Raw genomic sequence first — 21857 nt, 5'->3', positions numbered from 1 at the left:
GCGCGATGTGACGCGCCCGACTACCGATCGCGTGCGCGAGGCGTGCGTCTCCATGGCCGAGTCGGCGCTCGACGACGGCATCGAGGGGGCGCGCGTCCTCGATGCGTTCGCCGGTTCCGGCGCGCTCGGCATAGAGATGCTGTCGCGAGGCGCCGCGTTCGTGGCCTTCTTCGATATCGACCGGGGCGCCGCGGCGCTCGTCCGCAAGAATCTGGAGTCGCTGCGCTGCGGTCGCGAGCGCTACCGGGTGACCTGCGGCGACGTGCTCGCCCATGCCGGTCGGGGTCGCATCTCGGGCGGTCCGTTCGACCTGGTCGTGATCGACGCCCCGTACGCGCTGGGGGCGGACCCCGCCGTCCGGCTGCTCGACGCGCTCGCGGATGCGGGCATGCTCGCCCCGCGCGCGGTCGCGCTCTGCGAGCACGCGGCATCCGATGAGGGCCCGAGGCCCGGTCGCTTCGGGGTCGAGCGCGAGAAGCGTTACGGCATCACGGCCGTCGACCTGCTCCGATTCCAGGGATAGCCTGCCCACCTCGTCACCTGTGGGGTCAATCAAGCGCGGCTGTGCCCGTCAGGTTTTGGTAAGCTAGAAAAGCACCGATCGATCGCCTGGTGTGCCGCGGCGCTACGCCGGGCTCGAAGGCAGCCGACCGGCGCCCCTCACCATCTGCCCCTCGAAGAAAGCATTGAAGCTCATGATTAGCAACATCGAGCATGCGCTCGTCCCCGGAACCTTCGATCCCATCACGTACGGGCATATCGATGTCGTGCGCCGCGCACGCCGCCTGTTCCCCTACGTGACGGTCGCGGTGGCCGAGTCCATCGGCAAGAACGGGAGCGGACCCACGTTCACCCTGGAGGAGCGCGTCGCGCTCGCGCGCGAGGCGCTTGCCGACATCGACGGCGTCGAGGTCAGGCCGTTTTGCGGCCTGCTGGTCGACTTCGCCCGCGAGGTCGGCGCCCGCGCGCTCGTGAAGGGCCTGCGCGCCATGACGGACTTCGAGTACGAGCTGCAGCAGGCGGACCTCAACTATCGGTTGGATTCCGAGCTCGAGTCCATATTCGTCATGAGCGCCCCGCAGTACGGCTACATCTCCTCGTCAGTGGTGCGGCAGATCTCGTCGTTCGGAGGCGACGTGTCGAGCCTCGTTCCCCCCAACGTGGTGGAAGCGCTGCGCATCCACTATTCATAGGAGACGGCCGGCGAATTCACTGCGTGCCGAACGGCCGCGCGCGATAAGCGGGCGGCCGGGGTTTCCCAGATGCGTGTGCGATGCGTGGGTACAACTGCGTAAAGCATCGTGTGTGGTAGTATATTCGGTTGATAGCAACCGTAGGAAGGAGACTTGATGGCTGGCGACAACTTTCCCGGCGAGAGGATCGAGAGCCTTGTCGATGAGCTTGAAGGTATCATCGAGGAAGCCAAGCCTCCTTTTGGCAAGTCCGCCCAGTTCAAGGTCATCGAGACCGAGGTGTTCTTCAACATCCTTGATGAGATTCGCATGAGCTATCCCGAGGAGTGGCAGAAGTCCCGCCGCATCCTGAAGGAGCGCGACGAGCTCATGGCGAGCGCCACGGCGCAGGCCGACTCGATCATCGCCGACGCGCAGCAGCAGGCGCTGACCATCGCGGGCGAGCAGGAGATCGTCCGCCTTGCCCAGCAGCAGGCCGATGATATCCGCGAGCGCGCCCAGCAGTACGAGCGCGAGACCCGCTATGCCGCCGAGGACTATGCCGAGCAGGTGTTCACGCACCTCGAGGAGAACCTCAAGTCCCTGACGTCGACGGTCGCCCGCTGCCGCCAGCAGCTCAACGAGGGCGCGAACGGCCAGAACGGTGCCTGGTAGCATGGACGCGATGAAGCCGGTCGTCGTCGACCTCGCCGACCGCCTGGAGAATCCCGGCGAGTCGTTCTCCTTAAACGGCCATCTCGATATCCCCGGATACACGACGGGCGAGAAGGAGTTCTCCCTTCCCGGGGGCGTCTCGTACGACGTGGTGCTCACGAACGCCGGTGACGGCATCCTCGTGACCGGGCTCGTCCGCGCGGCCGTCGACGGGCAGTGCGATCGCTGCCTGGACCCCGCCCACTTCGACATCGCGGGCGAGATCGAGGAGTACTACCTGTTCCACGAGCCCGAGGACGCCGAGGCCTACGAAGACGGCTTCGAGCTCGTCGGTCCCGAGCGGACCGTCGACCTGTCGGGTGCCATCTGGGACGCCATGGTCATGGACACGCCGTTCGTGGTGCTGTGCCGCCCCGATTGCGCCGGCCTGTGCCCGACGTGCGGCGCGAATCTCAACGATGGCCCCTGCGGCTGCGAGGAGAAGGCCGAGCAGGCCTGGATCGATAGCGACGAGAACCCTTTCGCCGCGCTCAAGAACCTTAAGTTCGACGAGTAGGCCTCGCTCGATCGCATCTCTTCCGCCATGGGGGGACGGGCGAAGATGGCGGAAGCTCTTCGGGCGGCGGCGTGCCGCAAGTCTGATGTGGAGATTATAAAGGGCTGTACAATGCGGCCGTCTGTGCTAATATCGCTACTTGCGCATATTCGTGCCCAGGGATAAGTAATTAAGGAAGGTCATCATGCCAGTACCTAAGCAAAAAAAGGGCCGCGGAGCCACTCACTCTCGTCGTTCCGCCAACATGAAGATTGACGCCCCCTCCCGCTCCGTCTGCCCTCGTTGCGGCGCCGTCAAGCTTCCTCATCACGTTTGCCCCAACTGCGGCTATTATAAGGATCGTGAGGTCATCATCACCGAGTAACTCGGTGCGACGTCTCGGTCACGTGTCTTTGGGCAACGTGTGAGATATTGAATGTGCATGGCCGGCTCTTGGAGTCGGCCATTTCGCTACGTAGGGGGAGTTTCCATGAACAAGGTTCGCATCGCTGTCGACGTAATGGGTGGAGACGAGGAGCCGCAGGTCGTGCTCGACGGCATCGACGCCGCGCTTGCGGCCGACGCCGATCTCGAGGTGCTCGCGGTCGGTCCCGCCGATATCGTCGAGCCGTTTGCCGAGGAGCGCGAGCGCGTGAGCGCGCTGGTCGCCCCCGATGTCATCACCATGGAGGATGATCCCATCGAGGCGGTCATGCACAAGCGCAAGTCCTCCATCGTGCTGGCGTGCCGCGCGGTCAAGAAGGGGGAGGCCGCGGGCTTCTTCTCGGCGGGCGCCACGGGCGCCATGACGGCTGCCGCCACCGCGTACGTCACGCCGTTCAAGTACCTGACCGATACCGGCGAGAAGCGCCCCATCCGTCCCTGCATCGTGAGCACGATCCCCAATCGCGCCGGCGGCGAGACGGTGTTTTGCGATCTCGGCGCCAACCCGGATGTCGAGCCCGAGGACATGGTGCGCTTTGCGCAGATGGGTGCCACGTACGCCCGAATCGTCTGCGGCATCGCCAACCCCCGTATCGGCCTTCTGTCCAACGGCACGGAGGATACGAAGGGTTCTCACTTCACGAAGTCCTGCTTCCCCCTCATGAAGCAGAAGGTCAAGGGGTTCGCGGGAAACTGCGAGGGAAGCGACTTCACGTCCGGGAACTTCGACGTCGTCGTCTGCGACGGCTTCTCCGGCAACGTGGCGCTCAAGGCCATCGAGGGCACCGCCAAGCTGCTGCTGCATGAGCTGAAGGGCGTGCTTTTGGGCTCCATGGGGGGAAAGGTCGCCGCGCTCCTCATCAAGAAGAGCCTGAAGGGCCTTCAGGCCAAGCTCTCCGGCGACTCGCGCGGAGGCGCGGTCCTGCTCGGATTGCGCGGCGTGGTCTTGATCGGCCATGGCGCCACGAGCGTGGAGGCCGTCAAGAACGGCACGCTCGCCACCGCGCAGGCGGTGCGCAGCAATCTCGTGGAGATGCTCGCCGCCTCCATGGACAATATCGTCCGGTAATCGGCATCGCCGCGCGGCCGTGCGCGCAAAGCGGGTAGAATCAGCCGTGTGCGACGGTGCGTCGCGCACGCGTGTAGAAAGGAGCTGCCCCATGGAGCGTTCTGAGATTTTTGACAAGATCGTCGATATCGCCTCCGACGTCCTCGGCGTCGACGCGTCGAGCATCACCGAGAAGACGACGTTCGATGACTTGAACGCCGATTCCCTGGACCGTCTCCAGCTGGTGACGGCCATGGAGGATGAGTTCGAGCTCGAGATCGACGATGAGAAGCTTATGACCATCGCCTCGGTTTCCGATGCTATCGAGGCCATCGAGTCCGCTCAGGAGGACTAAGTCAGTGACCCTATCCGCAAGGCTGGCTCGGATCGAGGAGATCTGCGGCCACGAGTTTTCCGATCACAAGCTGCTGCGTTCCGCCATCACCCATCCCTCGGCGGTCGAGGGCGAGCCCGTCGACGCCTCCTACGAGCGCCTTGAGTTTCTCGGCGACTCGATCTTGGGGTCCGTCGTGGCGCTCGCGCTGTTCAAGACGTATCCCGATTTCGACGAGGGCAAGCTCACGCGCCTCAAGGTCTCCCTGGTGAGCGGCATGACCCTGTCCCAGGTCGGTCAGGAGCTCGGCATCGACGAGTGCATCATCTTCGGTGCCTCCGAGACGGGCACGGGCGCCCGCGGCATGCATTCGGCGCTCGAGAACGTCTACGAGGCCCTTGTCGGCGCGCTGTACCTCGATGGCGGCTGGGAGGCTGCCGAGGCGTTCATCATGCGCACGCTCAAGCCGCATCTCGCGACGGAGCGCGCCGAGCACCCGACGAACCCCAAGTCGTTTCTGCAGGAGTGCGTGCAGCGCGATCACTTCGAGCCGCCCGCATACAAGGTTATCGGCAACAGCGGTCCCGCCCATGAGCCGACGTTCACGGCCATCACGCTCGTGGACGGCGTCCGCCGCGGTCGGGGCACCGGCTCCTCCAAGAAGGAGGCGGAGGCCGCAGCCGCCCTCGACGCCCTCGAGCGCATGGGCTATACGCACAACGGGGTCATCTTGCAGCGCAAGCTCGGATAGCGGGGTGCGCGCGTGTATCTCAAGTCGCTGACCCTCAAAGGGTTCAAATCCTTTGCCGACCGGGCGCACATGACCTTTGAACCGGGGCTCACGGTGATCGTGGGTCCCAACGGTTCGGGCAAATCGAATATCTCCGACGCCATCCTCTGGGTCCTCGGCGAGCAGAGCGCCAAGCAGCTTCGCGGCCAGGCCATGGAGGATGTCATCTTTTCGGGGTCTTCCGCCCGTAAGGCGGTCGGCGTCGCCGAGGTCACGCTTGTGCTCGACAACTCCGACCACGTGCTGCCGGTCGACTTCAACGAGGTCGCCGTCACGCGCCGCATGTACCGGTCGGGCGAGAGCGAGTACCTCATCAACTCCAGCCCGTGCCGCCTGATGGACATCCAGGACATCCTGCATGATTCGGGCTTGGGCAAGGACACCCATTCGATCATCAGCCAGGGCAAGCTCGACGGCATCCTCCAGAGCCGTCCCGAGGAGCGCCGCAGCCTGATCGAGGAGGCCGCGGGCATCTCCAAGCACAAGCGCCGCAAGGAGCGCGCCGCGCGCAAGATCGCCTCGATGGACGAGCACCTCAAGCGCGCACGGGACATCAGCCGCGAGGTGAACCGCCAGCTCAAGCCCTTGGAGCGCCAGGTGGACCGCGCGCGCAAGCACCGCGACCTGACCGAGCGAGCCCATGAGCTCACGCAGATCCTCGCCGTCGACGAGCTGCGCGGCCTGCAGGCGAACTGGGCCGATCTCGAGTCGCAGGGCAAAGAGGCCGACGCGGAGCTCGAGCTTGCGCGCTACCGCCTGGGCGAGAAGCAGCGGGAGCTCGAGAAGCTGCAGGTCATGCTCGAGGAGAAGGGGCTGTTCGTCGGCGATCTGGGCGAGCAGCGCCGCCATATGCAGGATATCGTCGGCCGCATCGGGTCGGACATGCGCCTGCTCGAGGAAAAGGGCCGCAACATGGTGGCCCGGCTCTCGGAGATGCGCGGGACCCTGTCGGGGTCCGAGCATCAGCGGACGCGCGTCGTCGAGGATCTCGAGCAGGTGCGCTCGCAGCTCGACGAGGTTCGTGCCGCGGCTGAGGTGGCGCAGGCGGATGTGGCCGAGCTCGGCCCGGCCGCCGACAGGCTCCATGCCCGTCGCATGGAGCTCGATACGCTTCTGAACGCGCTGAACCGTCAGCGGCGCGAGGCGCAGCGCACGGCCGACGATGCTGCGCTTGAGTACGTGAAATCGAAGGAGACCGTCTCCAACGCCGAGCTCGAGGACTCCATGTACGCCTCGAGGTTGGAGCAGATCGATACGCAGGTGGAGGAGCTTCGCTCCTCGCTCGAGAGCCGCAGGTCGCGCGCCGAGGAGCTCGATGCCACGCTCGCAGACGCCCGCTCCAGGCGCGAAGAGGCGAAGGTCGCCGCAGACGAGGCGCGCGCGGCCGTCGACGACCGCCGCGCCAAGGAGGCCCAGGCGCGCACGCGCCACTCGGAGGTCGTCTCCGAGCTCTCCAGCCTCCGTAAGGTCGACGAGAAGATGTCCGACGCCTCGCCGCTGACCGCGAAGCTCGCCCATGCCCATGCGGGGACCGTGCGCGCGCACGTGGGCGATCTCATCGAGGCGCCCCAGGACCTCGAGGAGCTCGTCGAGCAGCTGCTCGCGTCCGACATCGACGCGCTCGTCGTCGACAACGCCGCGGCGCTGTCCTCGCTTGCCGCGTACGCCCTGGACCAGAACCGCTCGAGAGGCGAGGCCACCTTGCTGTCCCGCGAGGTCGCGGCAGGGGAGGGCGACGGTCGTGCCGCGGGCTTCAGGCTCGTCGAGCGCCTTCGCGTGCGCGAGGGGTACGGCAACGTCGTGGCGGCGCTGCTCGGCGGCGTCTACGTCGTCGATTCCGTCTCCGAGGCCCTGGCGGCGCCCGCGGAGCTGGGCGTCACGTACGTGACCCGTGAGGGGGTCCGCGTCAGCTCCGGCGGGCTGGTTCGCGTCGGCTCCGCCGGGGACGCCCAGGCGGGCACGCTCGAGCGCAAGCGCCGCATCCGCGAGCTCGAAGACCTCGAGCCCGAGCTCTCGGCCACGCTCGAGCACGCCACGTCGCAGGTCGCCGAGGCGTCGGCCGCGCTGGCGGAGGCCCGTGCCGCCGACGGCGACCTCGCCGGCGAGATCGCGCGCCTGGACGGCGAGCGGACCTCCCTGCTCTCCGAGATCGGTCGCCTGGAGCAGAGCCTCTCGGCATCGCTGTCCGAGCGCTCGCAGGTGGAGCGTCGCCGGGAGCAGGCCGCTGCCGCCGTTCGCGCGGTCCAGCCCAAGCTCGATGAGCTCGCGCAGTCCCGTGACGACGCGCGTGCGCTCGCGGAGGAGCTCACCGCGCAGATCGAGGACGCCAACGACGACCTCGAGCAGCTCCGCATCGAGGATTCCGAGGCTGCGGGCAAGCTCGCCGACGCCAAGGTCCGCGCGGCCCAGGCGGCGGAGCGCCTGCGCAGCCTTGAGGCGCGCGAGCCCGAGCTCGCCCGGCGCCTCGACAACATCGATCGGCGCATCCGTGCCACCAGGCAGGCGTCCCGCTCGCTCGAGGTGCTTCGGCTCCGCGTGGACCCCCTGCACGACCGTTACCAGGCGCTGTCGGAGCGCGCGCTCGATTGGGCCGCCCGCCTGCGCGACCAGGCGCGGCTGGAGGAGGCGGATTCCGCCTCGCTCAAGAAGACGATCGAGGACGCGCGCGGCGAGGTCGATGCCGCCCAGGCGGCAGTCGACGCGGCGACGTCCAAGATCTCCGAGTTCAAGGTCCAGCGCGGCAAGCTCGAGGTCCAGGTCGAAAACGCCATCGCCGCCATCACCGCGGACGGCAAGACCGTGCTCGAGGAGGCCCTGTCGCTGCCGGCGCCCGACGATCGCGCCGCATGCGAGCGCGAGCTCGCCGATCTGGTGCGGCAGATCAACAACCTGGGGCCGGTCAACCAGGTGGCGTTCGAGGAGTACGAGCGCCTGCGCGAGCGCGCCGACTACATCTCCGCGCAGCTCGCCGACCTCGAGAGCGCCCGGTCCGCGCTCACCAAGATCTCCGCCGCCATCGACCGCAAGATGCGTCGGCAGTTCCTCGTCACCTTCGAGAAGGTCGACGAGAACTTCCGCGAGGTGTTCTCGATGCTCTTCCCGGGTGGTTCGGCCCACCTTGAGATGACCGACCCTGACCACCCGGCGGAGACCGGCATCGAGGTCGTGGCGCAACCGCGCGGCAAGAAGATCACCAAGATGATGCTCATGAGCGGCGGCGAGAAGAGCCTGACGGCGCTCGCGCTGCTCTTCGCGGTATACCGTACGCGCACGGTGCCGTTCTACGTGCTCGACGAGGTCGAGGCCGCCCTCGACGACTCGAACCTGAGCAAGCTGATCGGCGCCATCGACTATCTGCGCAAGACCACGCAGCTGCTGGTCATTTCGCACCAGCGCCGCACGATGGAGGACGCCGATGTGCTGTATGGTGTATCCATGCAAGCCGACGGCGTCAGCCGCGTGGTGAGCCAGCGACTTGATCGCAAGACGGGAAAGGTTGTGAATGCATAAATGGGCCTGTTCGATTCTCTGAAGCGCGGTCTCGAGCGCAGCCGCGAGGCCATCAACGAGATCTTCTACTTCGGCGGCGACGTCGACGAGTCGTTCTGGGAGGACCTCGAGGACACGCTCGTCATGGGCGATATGGGCGCTGATATCGCCATGGACGTGACCGATGACCTGCGCGACCTCGCCGCGCGCAAGAACCTGACGAGCGCGCGCCAGCTGCGCGACGCGCTGGCCGACCGCCTTGAGGAGACCTTCACGACGCCGAAGGTCGACCCCTTCACCACGACGCCCTCGGTCGTCCTGTTCGTGGGCATCAACGGTGCCGGCAAGACGACGACGGTCGGCAAGATCGCGAGCGCTGCCGCCAAGTCGGGCATCAAGACGGTCATCGGCAGCGCCGACACGTTCCGCGCCGCCGCCATCGAGCAGCTCGACGTGTGGGGCCAGCGCGCCGGCGTGCCCGTCGTCAAGCGCGAGCGCGGAAGCGACCCCGCGAGCGTGTGCTACGACGTCCTCGATGTGGCCGAGCGCGAGGGCAGCCAGCTCGTCCTGATCGACACGGCGGGCCGTCTGCACACCTCCGCCGAGCTCATGCGGGAGCTCGCCAAGGTCGTAAACGTCACCCGCAAGCGCGCCGCCAAGTGCGCCGGCGGGCCCATGCCCGTCTACGTTGTGCTCGTCATCGATGCAGCGACGGGGCAAAACGGCCTTTCCCAGGCGCTTGAGTTCAACGAGTCGCTCGGCGTCGACGGCATCGTCATGACCAAGCTCGACGGTACCGCGAAGGGCGGTATCGCCATGGCGGTCGCTTCCAAGCTCAAGCTGCCGATCCTGCGCATCGGCGTGGGCGAGCAGGTCGAGGACCTGCAGCCGTTCGACGCGCACGCGTTCTGCCGCGCCCTCGTGGGCGCCGAGTAGCCCTGGCCGAATAACCACCATTTCGATCCATCCGGGAGAGATTCATGTTCGAAAGCCTTTCCGATCGCCTCAACAACACCTTTGACCGCCTGCGCGGCAAGGGCAAGCTGACCGAGGCCGATATCACGAGCGCCATGCGCGACATTCGCATGGCGCTGCTCGAGGCCGACGTCAACTTCAAGGTCGTGAAGGACTTCGTCGCCAAGACGAAGGAGCGCTGCATGACCGCCGACGTCATGGAGTCGCTGACCCCTGCGCAAAACGTCGTCAAGATCGTGCTCGACGAGCTGACCGAGCTGCTGGGCACGACCGAGAGCAAGCTCGTGTTCTCGAACCGCATCCCGAACGTGATCATGCTCGTGGGCCTGCAGGGCTCCGGTAAGACGACGGCCGCCGTCAAGCTCGCCTACCTGCTCAAGAAGCAGGGCCGCTCGCCGCTGCTCGCCGCCTGCGACGTCTACCGTCCCGCGGCAGCCGACCAGCTCGCCACGCTGGGCGGCGAGATCGGCGTGCCGGTGTTTCGCGGAGACGGCGCGCATCCCGTGCAGATCGCCCAGGACGCCGTCCGCGAGGCCATCGACAAGCTGCGCGACGTGGTCATCGTCGACACCGCCGGCCGCCTGCAGATCGACGAGCAGATGATGCAGGAGGCCGTCGACATCAAGCGCGCGGTCAAGCCCGATCAGGTGCTCATGGTCGTCGACGCCATGACCGGCCAGGATATCGTGAACGTGGTGTCCACCTTCGCCGAGCGCACCGACTTCGACGGCGTCATCATCTCCAAGCTCGACGGCGACGCCCGCGGCGGCGGCGCGCTGTCGGTCCGCGCCGTGACCGGCAAGCCCATCAAGTTCGTCTCCATGGGCGAGAAGCCCGATTCGCTCGAGCCGTTCTATCCCGACCGCATGGCCAAGCGCATCCTCGGCATGGGCGACGTCATCGGTATCATCGAGAAGGCTCAGGAGGCCGCCGACGCCGAGACCGTCGCGTCCGCCGAGCGCATGCTGCGCGAGGGCTTCACGATGAACGACATGCTCGAGCAGATGAAGGCCGTCAAGAAGATGGGCGGCATGAAGGGCATCCTCGGCATGCTCCCGGGCGGTCAGAAGCTGCTCAACCAGATGGGGGGCAACCTCGACGAGTCGGTCTTCGCGAAGAATGAGGCCATGATCATGTCCATGACCGCCGAGGAACGCAACCGCCCCTCCATCATCAACGGCCAGCGCCGCGCCCGCATCGCGCGCGGTTCCGGCACGACGCCCGCCGATGTGAACCAGCTCATGAAGCAATGGGGCGAGATGAACAAGATGATGAGCCGCATGCGCACCATGGCTCAGCAGGCCGGGGCCGGCAAGAAGGGGAAGAAGGGCAAGAAGGGCAAGAAGATGCGCATGCCCGGCATCCCCGGAATGGGCAATATGGGCGGCATGGGCGGCCTTGGCAACCTGGGCGGCATGGGCGGCCTGGGGTCGGGCGGCGGCTCCGAGATGGATATGCTGCGCGAGATGGAGCGCCAGATGCGCCGCAAGTAGGCGCCGCGCCGCATGGCGGTCAATCAGCGTGCTTCGCGTCGAGCGGGAGTTCCATCGTGGTGATGAACTCCCGCTCGTCTGCTGTATCGCGATTGTCGATCTCGTAGAGCTCGAACGGTTGTCCCGCCAGCGGAAGCGCGTGCTCGTGCGCAAAGTCGAGCAGTTTGATGAGCAAACGTCCGTTCTGCTCGTAGCCGCCCTGGTAGCGGGTGGTGAGATACTGCCCGGCGGGGAGTTCGAAGTTCGCGGGCGCCTTTTCATCCTCTACGATGAAGAAGATGCCGTCGTACACGTTGGTTGCTCCCTGCATGATCGCGTCCTGGGCGAGGAAGGCCCCTATGGGCACCGTCAGCAGATGCGGCATCGTCGATCCGGACCTTCGGTGCAGCTCCTGTATCAGCAGGTCCATCTCCTCGTCGCGCTCGAGGTGTCCGGCCATCTTCATGCAGCGGCGCCGCGGGCGGTCGACGATCTCGATGGCGCCGATGCGCGCCTCCTTGGTCTTGCGGATGGTGTCCACGCGTCGGGCGAGCGTCACCTGCCGCCGCTTCAGCTCGTCGAGCTTGCGCTCGATGATGGCCTGCTCGTCCTCCAGCATGGCGATGGTCTTGTCGACGTTTTGCCCCTCGAGGTACTCCGCGATCTGCTTCATGCTGAAACCGAGTCCGCGGAGCTCCTTGATGATCGTCAGCTTGTACATGTCCGAGAGGTCGTAGACGCGGTATCCGTTGGGTTCTCGGCGGGGGACGACGATCCCCAGTCGCTCGTAGTAGCGCAAGGAGTCCGCCCCGATGCCGAACAGCCCCGACGTCTCGCCGATCCGGTAGGTCTGTTTGAGGGGCGTGCCGTCCATGATTCCTCCATGCGCAGTTGACCTTGGTATGTTACCAAGGTTTAGTCTAGCGCTGCACCGTTTGCTTGAAGATGGAAAGGCTGATATCCGTGTTGCGCACCCGTTTGGCTTCGCTTGATTGGCACGACCTGCTGCGCCGTTTCGTCCTGATCGTGGTCGGTTCCGGAATCCTTACCTTCGGCATCCATAATATCCATCATGTGGTGGGGATAACCGAGGGCGGCGTGATCGGAGCCCTACTTTTGGCCAACCACTGGCTGGGCATCCCGTCCTCGATCGTGTCTCCCGTCCTCGACATCCTCTGCTATGCCGTGGCGCTTCGCCTGCTCGGTGCGGGCTTTTTGGGCTGGTCTGCGGTCTCGAGCGCGTTCATAGCGGGGTTCTACGCAATCTGGGAGCAGCTTCCGCACCTGTTGCCCGATCTTTCCGCCTGGCCGCTCGTGGCGGCCGTCGCCGGCGGCCTGTTTGTCGGAGTGGGAGCCGGGCTGGTGGTGCGAGGGGGCGCGTCTGCCGGTGGCGACGACGCCCTCGCCCTGTCCATCCAGAAGGTGAGCGGCTGGCGCCTGTCCCGCTGCTACCTGGTCACCGATCTGAGCGTCCTGCTGCTCTCGCTGAGCTACATCCCCGTGACGAATATCGTGTATTCGCTGATCACGGTGTTCATCTCCTCGCCGCTGATCGATGTCATCGTGGGCATGGGCTCTGATGAGCCGGCAAACGAGCCGCAGGTGGCTTAGGGAAACACCGACCAATTGCTTTCGCGCCGCTTGCCCCCGTATCGGGCGCCTGCGCGCTCAGGCTGCGTCGGCGCAGCGCTACTGCGCCTTTCTCGCCTTCGCCCGCATCCGCCTCGCCGCGGAGACGCCCTGCGCGAAAGCAATTGGTCGGTGTTTCCCTAGACGCGTCCCTCCCGTCCGTTCTTTGGGTCGCGACTCGCGCGAGCCCATGTTTCCCACGCTGGCTGCGGGGTACAATGGGTAGTCGATGCTGTCTACCCTCGAGGAGCGCCCATGAGCAAAGCCGATGAACTGTTCGTTTCCATGTGCTCGGATATTCTGGAGCGCGGCACCACGACGGAAGGCGAGAAGGTCAGGCCGCATTGGGAGGACGGAACGCCTGCGTACACCATCAAATCGTTCGGCGTCACGAACCGGTACGACCTGCGCGAGGAGTTTCCCGCGCTGACGCTGCGCCGCACGGCGCTCAAGTCCGCGATGGACGAGATCCTTTGGATCTACCAGCGCAAGTCGAACAACATCCATGATCTCAACTCCCATATCTGGGATGAATGGGCCGACGAGACCGGGTCCATCGGCAAGGCATACGGCTATCAGATCGCGCAGAAGTCCCATTATCCCGAAGGCGACTTCGACCAGATGGACCGCGTGCTTTACGACCTGAAGCACACGCCCTTCTCCCGTCGCATCATGACCAACATGTACACGTTCGCCGACCTGTCCGAGATGCACCTGTACCCGTGCGCCTACAGCGTGACGTATAACGTCACGCATGAGCCGGGCTACGACAAGCCCGTGCTCAACATGGTCCTCATGCAGCGCAGCCAGGACATCCTCGCCGCAAACAACTGGAACGTGTGCCAGTACGCGATCCTGCTCATGATGGTGGCGCAGGTTTCGGATATGGTCGCGGGCGAGCTGCTCCACGTGATCGTCGACGCGCATATCTACGACCGCCATGTCGACATCATCCGCGAGCTCATCGCGCGGCCGCAGCACCCCGCGCCCAAGGTGAGCCTCAACCCCGAGGTTCGCGATTTCTACGACTTCACGACCGATGACCTGATCGTCGAGGGCTATGAGCACGGCCCTCAGATCAAGAACATTCCCATCGCAATCTAAGGAGCATCCATGAGCTGCAAGCTTTCCGCTATCGTTGCCGTGAGTGACGACTGGGGCATCGGTTACGAGGGGGACATGATCGTTTCCAACAAGGCCGACATGCGCCGCTTCGTCGAGCTGACGACCGGCCATACGGTGATCATGGGCCGCAGGACCCTCGACAGCTTCCCGGGCGGCCGCCCGCTGAAGAACCGCCGCAACATCGTGCTGACGCGGGACGCATCGTTCGAGCGCGAAGGCGTGGAGGTCGTCCATAGCGTCGACGAGGCTCTGGATGCGATCGCAGACGAGGACGAGGCCTGGGTCATCGGCGGGGAAGAGGTCTACCGCCAGCTGCTTCCGTTCTGCACGGTCGCCGAGGTGACCCGCACCCATTGCCTGCGCCTGGCCGATACGCACTTCCCGAATCTCGATGAAGATGACGCCTGGGAAGTCGTATCGGAATCCGAACCCGCCCTCATCGGGGCCGACGAGGAGGACCATGGCATCGAATACCGGTTCGTGACCTATCGTCGTCCCGCCGCGACCGACGAGAAAGAGGACGCAGAGCCCGCATCCGATGGCCAGCAGGCGACCGAATCCCCTAAACGGCCCCAGATCAGGACGATGATCCTGTACCGCTCCAAGCACCACGGCAACACGAAGAAGGTCGTCGACGCGCTCGCGAAGGCGTTTCCCGGCGAGATCGATACGCTGGACGTCGCGACCGTCGACAAGAAGAATCCCAAGGTCGACCTGTCCCCGTATCATCTGATCGGCATCGCGAGCGGTATCTACATGGGTGAGATCGACAAAGACCTCGCGCGCGTCATGCAGGCCTCCGTCGGTACAGGCGACTTCGTGTTCAGCCTGCTCACCTACGGCGGTGCGAGCAAGTGGTACGGCAAGGATATCGACGGCATCTGCCGTGCGACGCACGCCAACTTCCTCGCGGGGCACGGGTGTCCCGGCTTCGACACGTGGGGTCCCTACAAGCTGATGGGCGGCATGAACAAGGGCCGCCCCAACGACGAGGACATCGCCGATATGATCGCGTGGTACGACAACCTGGTTCAGGGTTACGGCGACCCCTTGATCAACGAGTACGAGAAGCGCCGTCGCCGTGCCGCATGGGAGGCCGAGCATCCCGACCCGACCATGATGGATAAGCTCAAGAACACCGGGCGCCACCTGTTCGGCCGCAAGAAGAAGCAGTGAGCCCATGGGTATGGCACCGCAGATCATCCTTATCGACTCGCTTGACGACGAGCGCCTTTCGGCCTACACGCGCCTGACGGAGCGCGAGCTGAGGTCCGTGCTCGAGCCGGAGAAGGGCATCTTCATCGCCGAGAGCGCCAAGGTCATCGAGCGCGCGGTCGATGCGGGGCTCGAGCCGGTGAGTTTCCTTATGGGAGAGCGCTGGCTCGACCAGCTCATGCCTTTGCTTGAGCGCGTCGCGGAGGCGTGGACGGGGGATATCCCGGTATTCGTCGGCTCGATGGAGCTCATGGAGCAGCTGACCGGCTTCACCGTGACGCGTGGGGCCCTGGCGGCGTTTCGCCGCCCGCGCCTTGCCGCTGCCCCCGATTTCCTGCGCGGACTTGTCGAGCGCGCACAGGAACGTCCGGTGCGCGTCTGCGTGCTCGAGGGCATCGTCGACCATACGAACGTCGGTGCGATCTTCCGCAGCGCGGCGGCGCTGAACGTCGACGGCATCCTCGTGAGCCCCACGTGCTGCGATCCTCTGTACCGCCGTGCGGTGCGCGTGAGCATGGGCACCGTGTTCCAAGTGCCGTGGTGCCGCATCGGCACGGAGGCGCGCTTCTGGCCTCATGACGGCCTGCGCGAGCTGCGCGAGGCCGGATTCACCTGCGCCTCGATGGCGCTCGAGGACGATTCCGTCTCGCTCGACGATCCGGCGCTGCTTGGGATTCCCCGTCTTGCGCTGTTTATGGGGACGGAAGGGGCCGGCCTGCAGGCGAAGACGATCGACGGGTCGGACCTCACGATCCGCATCCCCATGGCGCACGGCGTTGATTCTTTGAACGTCGCCGCGGCGAGCGCGGTGGCCTTTTGGCAGCTCTGCCCCCATGCGGACAACGGCTATCATTACCGACCCGGGATGTTCGCCTAAAGAAACGTTGATATATTTCGATCGGGAGCTCCCGCATTGCCCCTGCCCGTGGCTCGGTCGGGGCCATGCGGGAGCCTGCTGGTTCCGCACCGCCCTCTCCTCCCCATACATTCGGCTTCTCCAAAAAAGCACCTCAATTTTGATACAATGGGTATCAGGATTGCGGTGCTTTCTTTTTGCCTGAATGGGCTTATTTCAAGGGCTTTCCGACTTTTGAGATGTCTGCTGCTCCCCGGTAGAACGATAGCCCACCGCCAATCCAGTCCGCAAAGGTACCGGATGGCAGTAGGTTATTGTTTGTTTTTATGACTACCGTTTAATTTGTGGGCTATCGTTTATTCTTAAACGCCAAGCCGATGACGGATATCGTTGAGCCATTCGCCCTTGTATTTGAAGTATTTTGATCCGGCAATGGAGTACTGCTTGCCGGTCAGAAGTTTTGCAAGGGCGGTCAGCGACATAATCTCCCCATTATATTCAACACTTCTATCACCAACAACTGTTGCGGTTACCCGCCGCTTTTTGCTCTCTTAGCCGCTTGAACAGGGCGTTTTGACACCGAAAATCGTTGCATATTCCACTTGTTTTCGCAATCGCTTGACTTTTGAACTGCGTTCAGTATAATGTTACTGAACAGTGTTCAATAGGAGGTATAGTGTGGATAATAAAGAAGCAATCATACAGGCAACGATTAAACTCATTGAGGAAAAAGGGGAACATTTAGAAGAAGTTACAGTCCGTGAGATATGCAAAAGAGCAGGCGTTGGATTAGGGCTTGTCAATTATCATTTTGGAAACAAGGATAACCTGATTGAACTATGCGTCGAGCGCATTATAAACGGAATTGTCGAGAACTTTCAGAGTATTCGAGAAAAGACAAAGGACTTACCACCTTTTGAAAAACTGGAATATCTCGGCAATATGACTCTTGACTTTTTATTTGAGCATTATGCCGTTTCAAAAATATCGGTGCTTACCGATATGAAAAATCCAAAACCAAATGATAACACACACAGAACTTATGCCGCATATCTTCCTCTTGTCGCTGCCTGCCGTCCTGATTGGGACGAAAGCACCGTAAAAAGAAAGACTTTTTGCTTGATTTCGGTTATGCAGCAGACATTTCTTCGGTATGAAACGACCTCGACAATACTTGATATTGATTTAAGTAAAAAGGAAAACCGCAAGGCGTGGCACACGCAAATTCTGCACGATATTTTGGAGGTATCAGAATGAAAATAACGGTTATAAACGCAACGGAAAAACGAGGTGTAACCTACCGCTTGAAAGAGATGTTTTTAGCGGAGTTTAAAAATAAGGCAAACATTACGGAATACTATCTCCCAAAGGATTGCCCCAATTTCTGTGTCGGCTGCACAAACTGCATCTTAAAGGGCGAAAAGGCTTGTAAAGACGCAGAATACATCGAAAGAATTGATAGATCGCTCTTGGAAGCAGACTTAATTGTAATGACCTCTCCTGCTTATGTGTTTCACGCAACCGGCGCAATTAAAAATCTCCTCGACCATTTTGCTTACCGCTGGCTGCCGCACCGCCCTGCTCCTGAAATGTTCGGGAAACGTGCGGTCATCATTACACAGTGTTTAGGTGCCGGTGCAAAATCTGCGGCAAAAGATATAAAGCACAGCTTATCTTGGTGGGGCATTTCTAAAATCGGTATTTTTACCGGAGCTTTAATGGGTAATATTATCTGGGATAAGCTTTCCCAAAAGAAGCAAACGGAACTGACAAAAAAGATAGAAAAGCTTTCACGGGAATTTTCACGCATCGACTATACCAAACCTGCACATACAAATTTGATTACAAAACTTAAGTTTTCTTTCTGTCGTAAAATGCAAAAGTCCTTACATAAAGCTGATCCCGAATACCTCGACGGCAAATATTGGGCAGAGCAAGGCTGGCTGGACAAAAAGCGACCGTACTAATGCAAGATTGAAAAAACTTCCTTGACTTTTATCCTGTGTCTATGTAAAATAGAGTTATATAATAAGTTTATATAACTCTATTTTTTATGGAGGGACGGCAATGCCAAAGCAAAGGATAACAAAAGAAATGGTAGTGGACGCCGCCTTTGAGATAGCCCGAAAGGACGGAATTGAAAAAGCGACTGTAAAAACCATTGCGGAGAAATTGGGCTGTTCCGTACAGCCGATTTACAGCTACTGCAAAAATATGGACGGACTGAAGAATGACGTTGCAGAAAAAGCAAGGACCTTTATTCTGGCGGAAGTCGGAAAAACCGTTGACAGAAACGACCTGTTCCGCAGCACCGGACACGCATATATTCAGATTGCAAAAAATGAACCTCATATTTTCAGAATGTATCTGTTTCAGGAACGAAAAAATGTTTCCTCTCTTGATGACATTTACTGTTCGGAAACCAATCCGAATGTTTCAAAAATAATTGCAGAAAATCTAAATATTTCCATTTCTGCGGCAAAGCGGCTGCACCTGAATATGCTGATTTATACCATTGGTACCGGAACAATTTACTCCGTCACCTCTTCCTCAATTTCCGAAGCTGAAATTTTCAACCAGCAGGAGCTGGCTTATGAAGCATTTTTGAAACAAGCATTGGAGGACAATAGAAATGAATAAGCAGATCTTAGTAGTTTATAAGAGCGTCACGGGCTTTACCAAGCAATATGCCGAATGGATTGCCGAAAAGCTGAACTGCTCCGCCGTGGAGTTGAAAAAAGTTTCCGCAGAGACAATGTCGGAATACAAAACCATTATTTTCGGCGGACGGTTTCATGCCGGATTTGTGGACGGACTGAAAAATGCAAAAGCTCTTTTCGAGAAAAGTACGGCGGAAAAGCTGATTGTTTTCGCTACCGGAGCTACGCCTAATTCGGCAACAGAGATGATAGAAGAAGCTTGGAAAAATAATCTTACAACAGAAGAGATGGATAAAGTTCCCCATTTTTATATGCAGGGCGGACTGCGCTATGAAAATATGCCTTTCGGTGACAAGCTGATGATGAAGGTGTTTGCCGCTATGGTAAAACGAAAAAAAGAGAAAAGCGAATACGAGAAAGAAATGCTGAAAGCTCTGAATACATCTTATGACCATACCTCAAAAGAATATATTGAGCCGCTTGCTGATTTTGTTCTCGGGGAGGAACGCCGATGAACGGTCATCTTGGATTTTCTTATGTAGGGTTACTCTTTCTGTCGGCGCTCTTGATCCCAAATATTATTTGGACGAAAAACCTGCCGCAAGGATATACTTCGGAGAATGAGAACAAAATTTTACTGGCATTTGAACGTCTCGGAGAGGTGCTGACCTGTTGCTGTGCGTTAATTTTTTCTGATTTTAATCTGCATAAATGGACGGTATGGTCGTGGTGGTTGATTGCCGCTGCACTTATGATAGTTTTGTATGAGCTATGGTGGATACGCTATTTGAGTAATCGCCCGCTTCAGAGCATGCGATATTGCGAATGGGAGCCGCTGGTGGCCAACGTCAGATATTGGCATAGAGAGCCATCGATATTTCGCAAGGGAGCCGCCTGCTGCTACCTTCGTCTTGCCATGTCGGAGTCAAGACGAAGGAGGTTTTCAGCATGGCGAATAGAATCAGGGCCAAGGACATCTTGAGGCTCGACGGGTCCGGGCTGTCGGGGCGCACCATCGCAGCGTCCCTCGGCGTGTCGCGCAACAGCGTGACCGCGGTGCTCGCCGCGGCCAAGCGGGAGGGCTTCGGGTGGGAGGACGCCCGCCCGCTCTCGGACCGCGAGGTCTACGACCGCCTTTTCCCCGAGAGGGCGCACGAGGCCACCGTCTACCCCGATCCCGACTGGGGGCGCATCCACAGGGAGCTCGCCCGCGACGGGGTGACGCTCAAGCGCCTGCACGCCGAGTACCGGGACGCGTGCTCCGCGAGGGGCGAGGCGTCGATGGGTTACGACCGCTTCTGCAAGCGCTACCGCGAGTTCACCGTGAGGAAAAGCGTCGTGAGCCGCGTCGGGCACAAGGCGGGAAGGATCATGGAGGTCGACTGGGCCGGGCCGACGATGGCGGCAGTCGACGCGGCGACGTCCAAGATCTCCGAGTTCTACCTGTTCGTGGCCTGCCTGCCCTTCAGCCGCATGTCGTGGGTCGAGCCGACGCTCGACATGAAGCAGGATACATGGCTTCGCTGCCACGTGCACGCATTCGGCTACTTCGGCGGCGCGGCTCCCTGCATCGTGCCGGACAACCTCAAGACGGGCGTCAAGCGCCATCCCCGCGAGGGCGAGGTCGTCATCAACGACGCATACCGGGAGATGGCAGCCCATTACGGGGCGGCGGTGATGCCCGCGCGCGTGAGGAGGCCGCGCGACAAGCCCAGCGTGGAGAACGAGGTGTGGCAGGCGGCCACCGAGGTGATAGCGGCGCTGCGCGAAACGGTCTTCACGGACTTCGGCGCGCTCAAGGAGGCCGTCAGGAAGAAGGTCGACGAGCACAACTCCCGCCCCTTCTCCAAACGGGAGGGCACGCGGAGGCAGGTCTTCGAGGAGCAGGAACGCCCGCTCCTGAGGCCGCTGCCGGCCGTCCCCTACGAGGTCTGCGAGTGGGTGTACGGGCGCAAGGTCCAGCGCAACTGCCACGTGTCGTACAAGCGCAACTTCTACTCGGTGACCCATCTCGCCGTCGGCAGGACGGTCGACCTGCGCGTCACTGAGTCCACCGTCGAGGTCTTCCTGGGCGGAGAGCGGCTCGCGACCCACCCGCTGTTCCCGGCATACGCGCGCAACAGGTACTCGACGCACGAGGCCGACCTGCCGGACGGGGGGTCGTACTCGGACTGGGACGCCGGGCGAATCCGGCGCTGGGCGGAGAGGGTCGGCCCGTCGTGCGCCGGCGTCGTCGAGCGGATATTCCAGTCCGTGGAGTTCGAGGAGCAGGGGTTCAACGCCGCGCTCGCGGTGCTGAGGCTCTCGCACAAGTACTCCGCCCCGCGGCTCGAGAGGGCGTGCGAGATGGCGCTGGCGACGGGGAGGCGCTCACCGCGCTACCGGGATGTGGAGCCGATACTCAGGAGCAACCAGGACACGTCGCTCACCTGCGCCCCGGGTACGGCCGACCGCGTGGACGAGCCGGATACGTCCGGGGCGCGGACTTCTACGGGGAGGTGTAGGGAGATGGACCTCTCCGTGGAGACCAGGCGCAAGCTGCGCGACATGGGCGCATCCGACCTGCTCGACGCCTTCGCGGCGCAGGACGAGGGCATGTGCATGGGCATGACCTGCGCCGACTGCGGCGAGCAGATCATGAACGACGACCCCCTCGTCCTTCTTGACGTCCAAGGTGCGCAACCTCACCAAGCGCGCGGGCCTGCGCTATCCCGAGGCGGACGTGCGCTCCATAGACTTCTCGGAGGAGCGCGGGCTCGACCGGCTGCTCGTCACCGAGCTTTCGACCTGCGGGTTCGCCGAGCGCGGCCAGAACGTCGTGCTCCAGGGGCCGACGGGCACGGGGAAGACCTACCTGGCCTGCGCGCTCGCGAAGGCCGCCTGCCAGCGACGGATGCGCGCCTGCTACATACGCTGCCCCGACCTCGAGGAGGCGTGGCGCGAGGCGCGCGAGCGAACGGGCGGCGAGCGCAAGCTCACCCGCAAGTACGCCGCCTTCCAGGTGCTCGTGCTGGACGAGTGGCTGCTCGACCGCCCCGGCGAGCTGTTCCGGGGCTTCCTGCTCGAGCTCATGGAGGCGGGCTACGGCTCGTGCTCGACGGTTCTCTGCACCCAGTTCAGGCAGAAGGACTGGCACGCGCGGCTCGGGGGCGGCGTGCACGCCGACGCGATCATGGACCGCATCGTGCACGGCACCGCGTGGGTCGAGATGGGCGAGCTCAACATGAGGAGGAAGCTCGGCAGCGGATCCGGCTGACGAGCTGATGCCGGGCGCGGCTCCCTGCGGCACCGCGCCCGGCTCTCACGCGCAATACCCCCGGCTCCAGTTGGCAATATTTAGTGGCTTCTCTGCGGACGAATACTCACTATTTTCGCAGTAACCGAAAACTCAGCGATTTTTACAGTGGATTTCTCGGTATACCTCTTGCAGGCGCAACA

21 protein-coding genes and 1 pseudogene are annotated in these 21857 nt (G+C 62.1%); 21 read left to right on the top strand and 1 reads right to left on the bottom strand.

What is annotated here, in order from left to right; translation table 11 throughout:
• Positions 1-7: 7 nt before the first annotated feature.
• From BN3789_RS07680 to ffh, 11 genes are all read left to right on the top strand, one after another.
• Positions 8-523: an RsmD family RNA methyltransferase gene (locus tag BN3789_RS07680; protein WP_229254260.1), complete on the top strand. Its 516-nt coding sequence runs from the start codon at positions 8-10 to the stop codon at positions 521-523.
• A 172-nt stretch (positions 524-695) separates the two neighbouring features.
• On the top strand, positions 696-1193 hold the full coding sequence (coaD, locus tag BN3789_RS07675) for a pantetheine-phosphate adenylyltransferase (protein ID WP_066832623.1): 498 nt from the start codon (positions 696-698) through the stop codon (positions 1191-1193).
• A 156-nt stretch (positions 1194-1349) separates the two neighbouring features.
• Positions 1350-1847, top strand: a complete 498-nt coding sequence (locus BN3789_RS07670; protein ID WP_066832377.1) for an ATP synthase subunit B family protein — start codon at positions 1350-1352, stop codon at positions 1845-1847.
• A 1-nt stretch (position 1848) separates the two neighbouring features.
• Complete coding sequence (locus BN3789_RS07665; protein WP_066832374.1) at positions 1849-2403, top strand: YceD family protein; 555 nt, start codon at positions 1849-1851, stop codon at positions 2401-2403.
• A gap of 184 nt (positions 2404-2587) precedes the next feature.
• Positions 2588-2767 (top strand): 50S ribosomal protein L32, encoded by a 180-nt coding sequence (gene rpmF / locus BN3789_RS12400; protein ID WP_079989180.1) that lies wholly within the window; start codon positions 2588-2590, stop codon positions 2765-2767.
• Positions 2768-2872: 105 nt separating this feature from the next.
• Positions 2873-3895, top strand: a complete 1023-nt coding sequence (plsX, locus tag BN3789_RS07660; RefSeq protein WP_066832371.1) for a phosphate acyltransferase PlsX — start codon at positions 2873-2875, stop codon at positions 3893-3895.
• A 91-nt stretch (positions 3896-3986) separates the two neighbouring features.
• Complete coding sequence (locus BN3789_RS07655; RefSeq protein ID WP_066832368.1) at positions 3987-4229, top strand: acyl carrier protein; 243 nt, start codon at positions 3987-3989, stop codon at positions 4227-4229.
• Positions 4230-4233: 4 nt separating this feature from the next.
• Positions 4234-4959 (top strand): ribonuclease III, encoded by a 726-nt coding sequence (rnc, locus tag BN3789_RS07650; RefSeq protein ID WP_066832365.1) that lies wholly within the window; start codon positions 4234-4236, stop codon positions 4957-4959.
• Positions 4960-4971: 12 nt separating this feature from the next.
• On the top strand, positions 4972-8508 hold the full coding sequence (gene smc, locus BN3789_RS07645; RefSeq protein ID WP_066832363.1) for a chromosome segregation protein SMC: 3537 nt from the start codon (positions 4972-4974) through the stop codon (positions 8506-8508).
• Positions 8509-9423 carry a signal recognition particle-docking protein FtsY gene (ftsY, locus tag BN3789_RS07640; protein ID WP_066832359.1) on the top strand — a complete coding sequence of 305 codons (915 nt, stop codon included), beginning with the start codon at positions 8509-8511 and terminating at the stop codon, positions 9421-9423.
• 44 nt (positions 9424-9467) lie between these two features.
• Complete coding sequence (ffh, locus tag BN3789_RS07635) at positions 9468-10955, top strand: signal recognition particle protein (protein ID WP_066832357.1); 1488 nt, start codon at positions 9468-9470, stop codon at positions 10953-10955.
• A 19-nt stretch (positions 10956-10974) separates the two neighbouring features.
• Here the strand turns inward: ffh and BN3789_RS07630 are convergent, their stop codons facing one another.
• Complete coding sequence (locus BN3789_RS07630; RefSeq protein ID WP_066832354.1) at positions 10975-11808, bottom strand: MerR family transcriptional regulator; 834 nt, start codon at positions 11806-11808, stop codon at positions 10975-10977.
• A gap of 89 nt (positions 11809-11897) precedes the next feature.
• On the opposite strand from BN3789_RS07630, the gene BN3789_RS07625 reads away from it, so the two are divergent.
• The 10 genes and pseudogenes from BN3789_RS07625 to BN3789_RS13495 all read left to right on the top strand — a co-directional run bounded on the left by BN3789_RS07625 (position 11898) and on the right by BN3789_RS13495 (position 21675).
• Positions 11898-12545, top strand: a complete 648-nt coding sequence (locus BN3789_RS07625; RefSeq protein ID WP_229254259.1) for a YitT family protein — start codon at positions 11898-11900, stop codon at positions 12543-12545.
• A 273-nt stretch (positions 12546-12818) separates the two neighbouring features.
• Positions 12819-13667: a thymidylate synthase gene (gene thyA, locus BN3789_RS07620; protein ID WP_066832350.1), complete on the top strand. Its 849-nt coding sequence runs from the start codon at positions 12819-12821 to the stop codon at positions 13665-13667.
• 9 nt (positions 13668-13676) lie between these two features.
• Positions 13677-14864: a dihydrofolate reductase gene (locus BN3789_RS13430; protein WP_324608431.1), complete on the top strand. Its 1188-nt coding sequence runs from the start codon at positions 13677-13679 to the stop codon at positions 14862-14864.
• Between the two features lie 10 nt (positions 14865-14874).
• Positions 14875-15780 carry a TrmH family RNA methyltransferase gene (locus BN3789_RS07605; RefSeq protein ID WP_066832616.1) on the top strand — a complete coding sequence of 302 codons (906 nt, stop codon included), beginning with the start codon at positions 14875-14877 and terminating at the stop codon, positions 15778-15780.
• Between the two features lie 657 nt (positions 15781-16437).
• On the top strand, positions 16438-17016 hold the full coding sequence (locus BN3789_RS12395) for a TetR/AcrR family transcriptional regulator (RefSeq protein WP_161938989.1): 579 nt from the start codon (positions 16438-16440) through the stop codon (positions 17014-17016).
• A complete protein-coding gene (locus BN3789_RS12390) occupies positions 17013-17726 on the top strand; it encodes a flavodoxin family protein (protein WP_079989178.1) in 714 nt (237 codons plus the stop codon). Before BN3789_RS12395 ends, BN3789_RS12390 begins: the two co-directional genes overlap by 4 nt.
• A 100-nt stretch (positions 17727-17826) precedes the next feature.
• Complete coding sequence (locus tag BN3789_RS07600; protein ID WP_066832348.1) at positions 17827-18399, top strand: TetR/AcrR family transcriptional regulator; 573 nt, start codon at positions 17827-17829, stop codon at positions 18397-18399.
• The gene (locus BN3789_RS07595; protein WP_066832346.1) at positions 18392-18934 is read left to right on the top strand and encodes a flavodoxin domain-containing protein; all 543 of its coding nucleotides are present in this window, start codon (positions 18392-18394) and stop codon (positions 18932-18934) included. Before BN3789_RS07600 ends, BN3789_RS07595 begins: the two co-directional genes overlap by 8 nt.
• A 433-nt stretch (positions 18935-19367) precedes the next feature.
• Positions 19368-20923, top strand: a pseudogene (gene istA, locus BN3789_RS13425) (IS21 family transposase).
• Between the two features lie 170 nt (positions 20924-21093).
• Positions 21094-21675: an ATP-binding protein gene (locus BN3789_RS13495; protein WP_411431532.1), complete on the top strand. Its 582-nt coding sequence runs from the start codon at positions 21094-21096 to the stop codon at positions 21673-21675.
• Positions 21676-21857 lie beyond the last annotated feature (182 nt).

It is taken from the genome of Collinsella ihumii, from assembly GCF_900046475.1.
Classification (GTDB): Bacteria; Actinomycetota; Coriobacteriia; order Coriobacteriales; family Coriobacteriaceae; genus Collinsella; species Collinsella ihumii.
The sequence above is the reverse complement of the archived record's forward strand: the minus strand, read 5'-3'. Positions and strand labels throughout refer to the sequence as shown.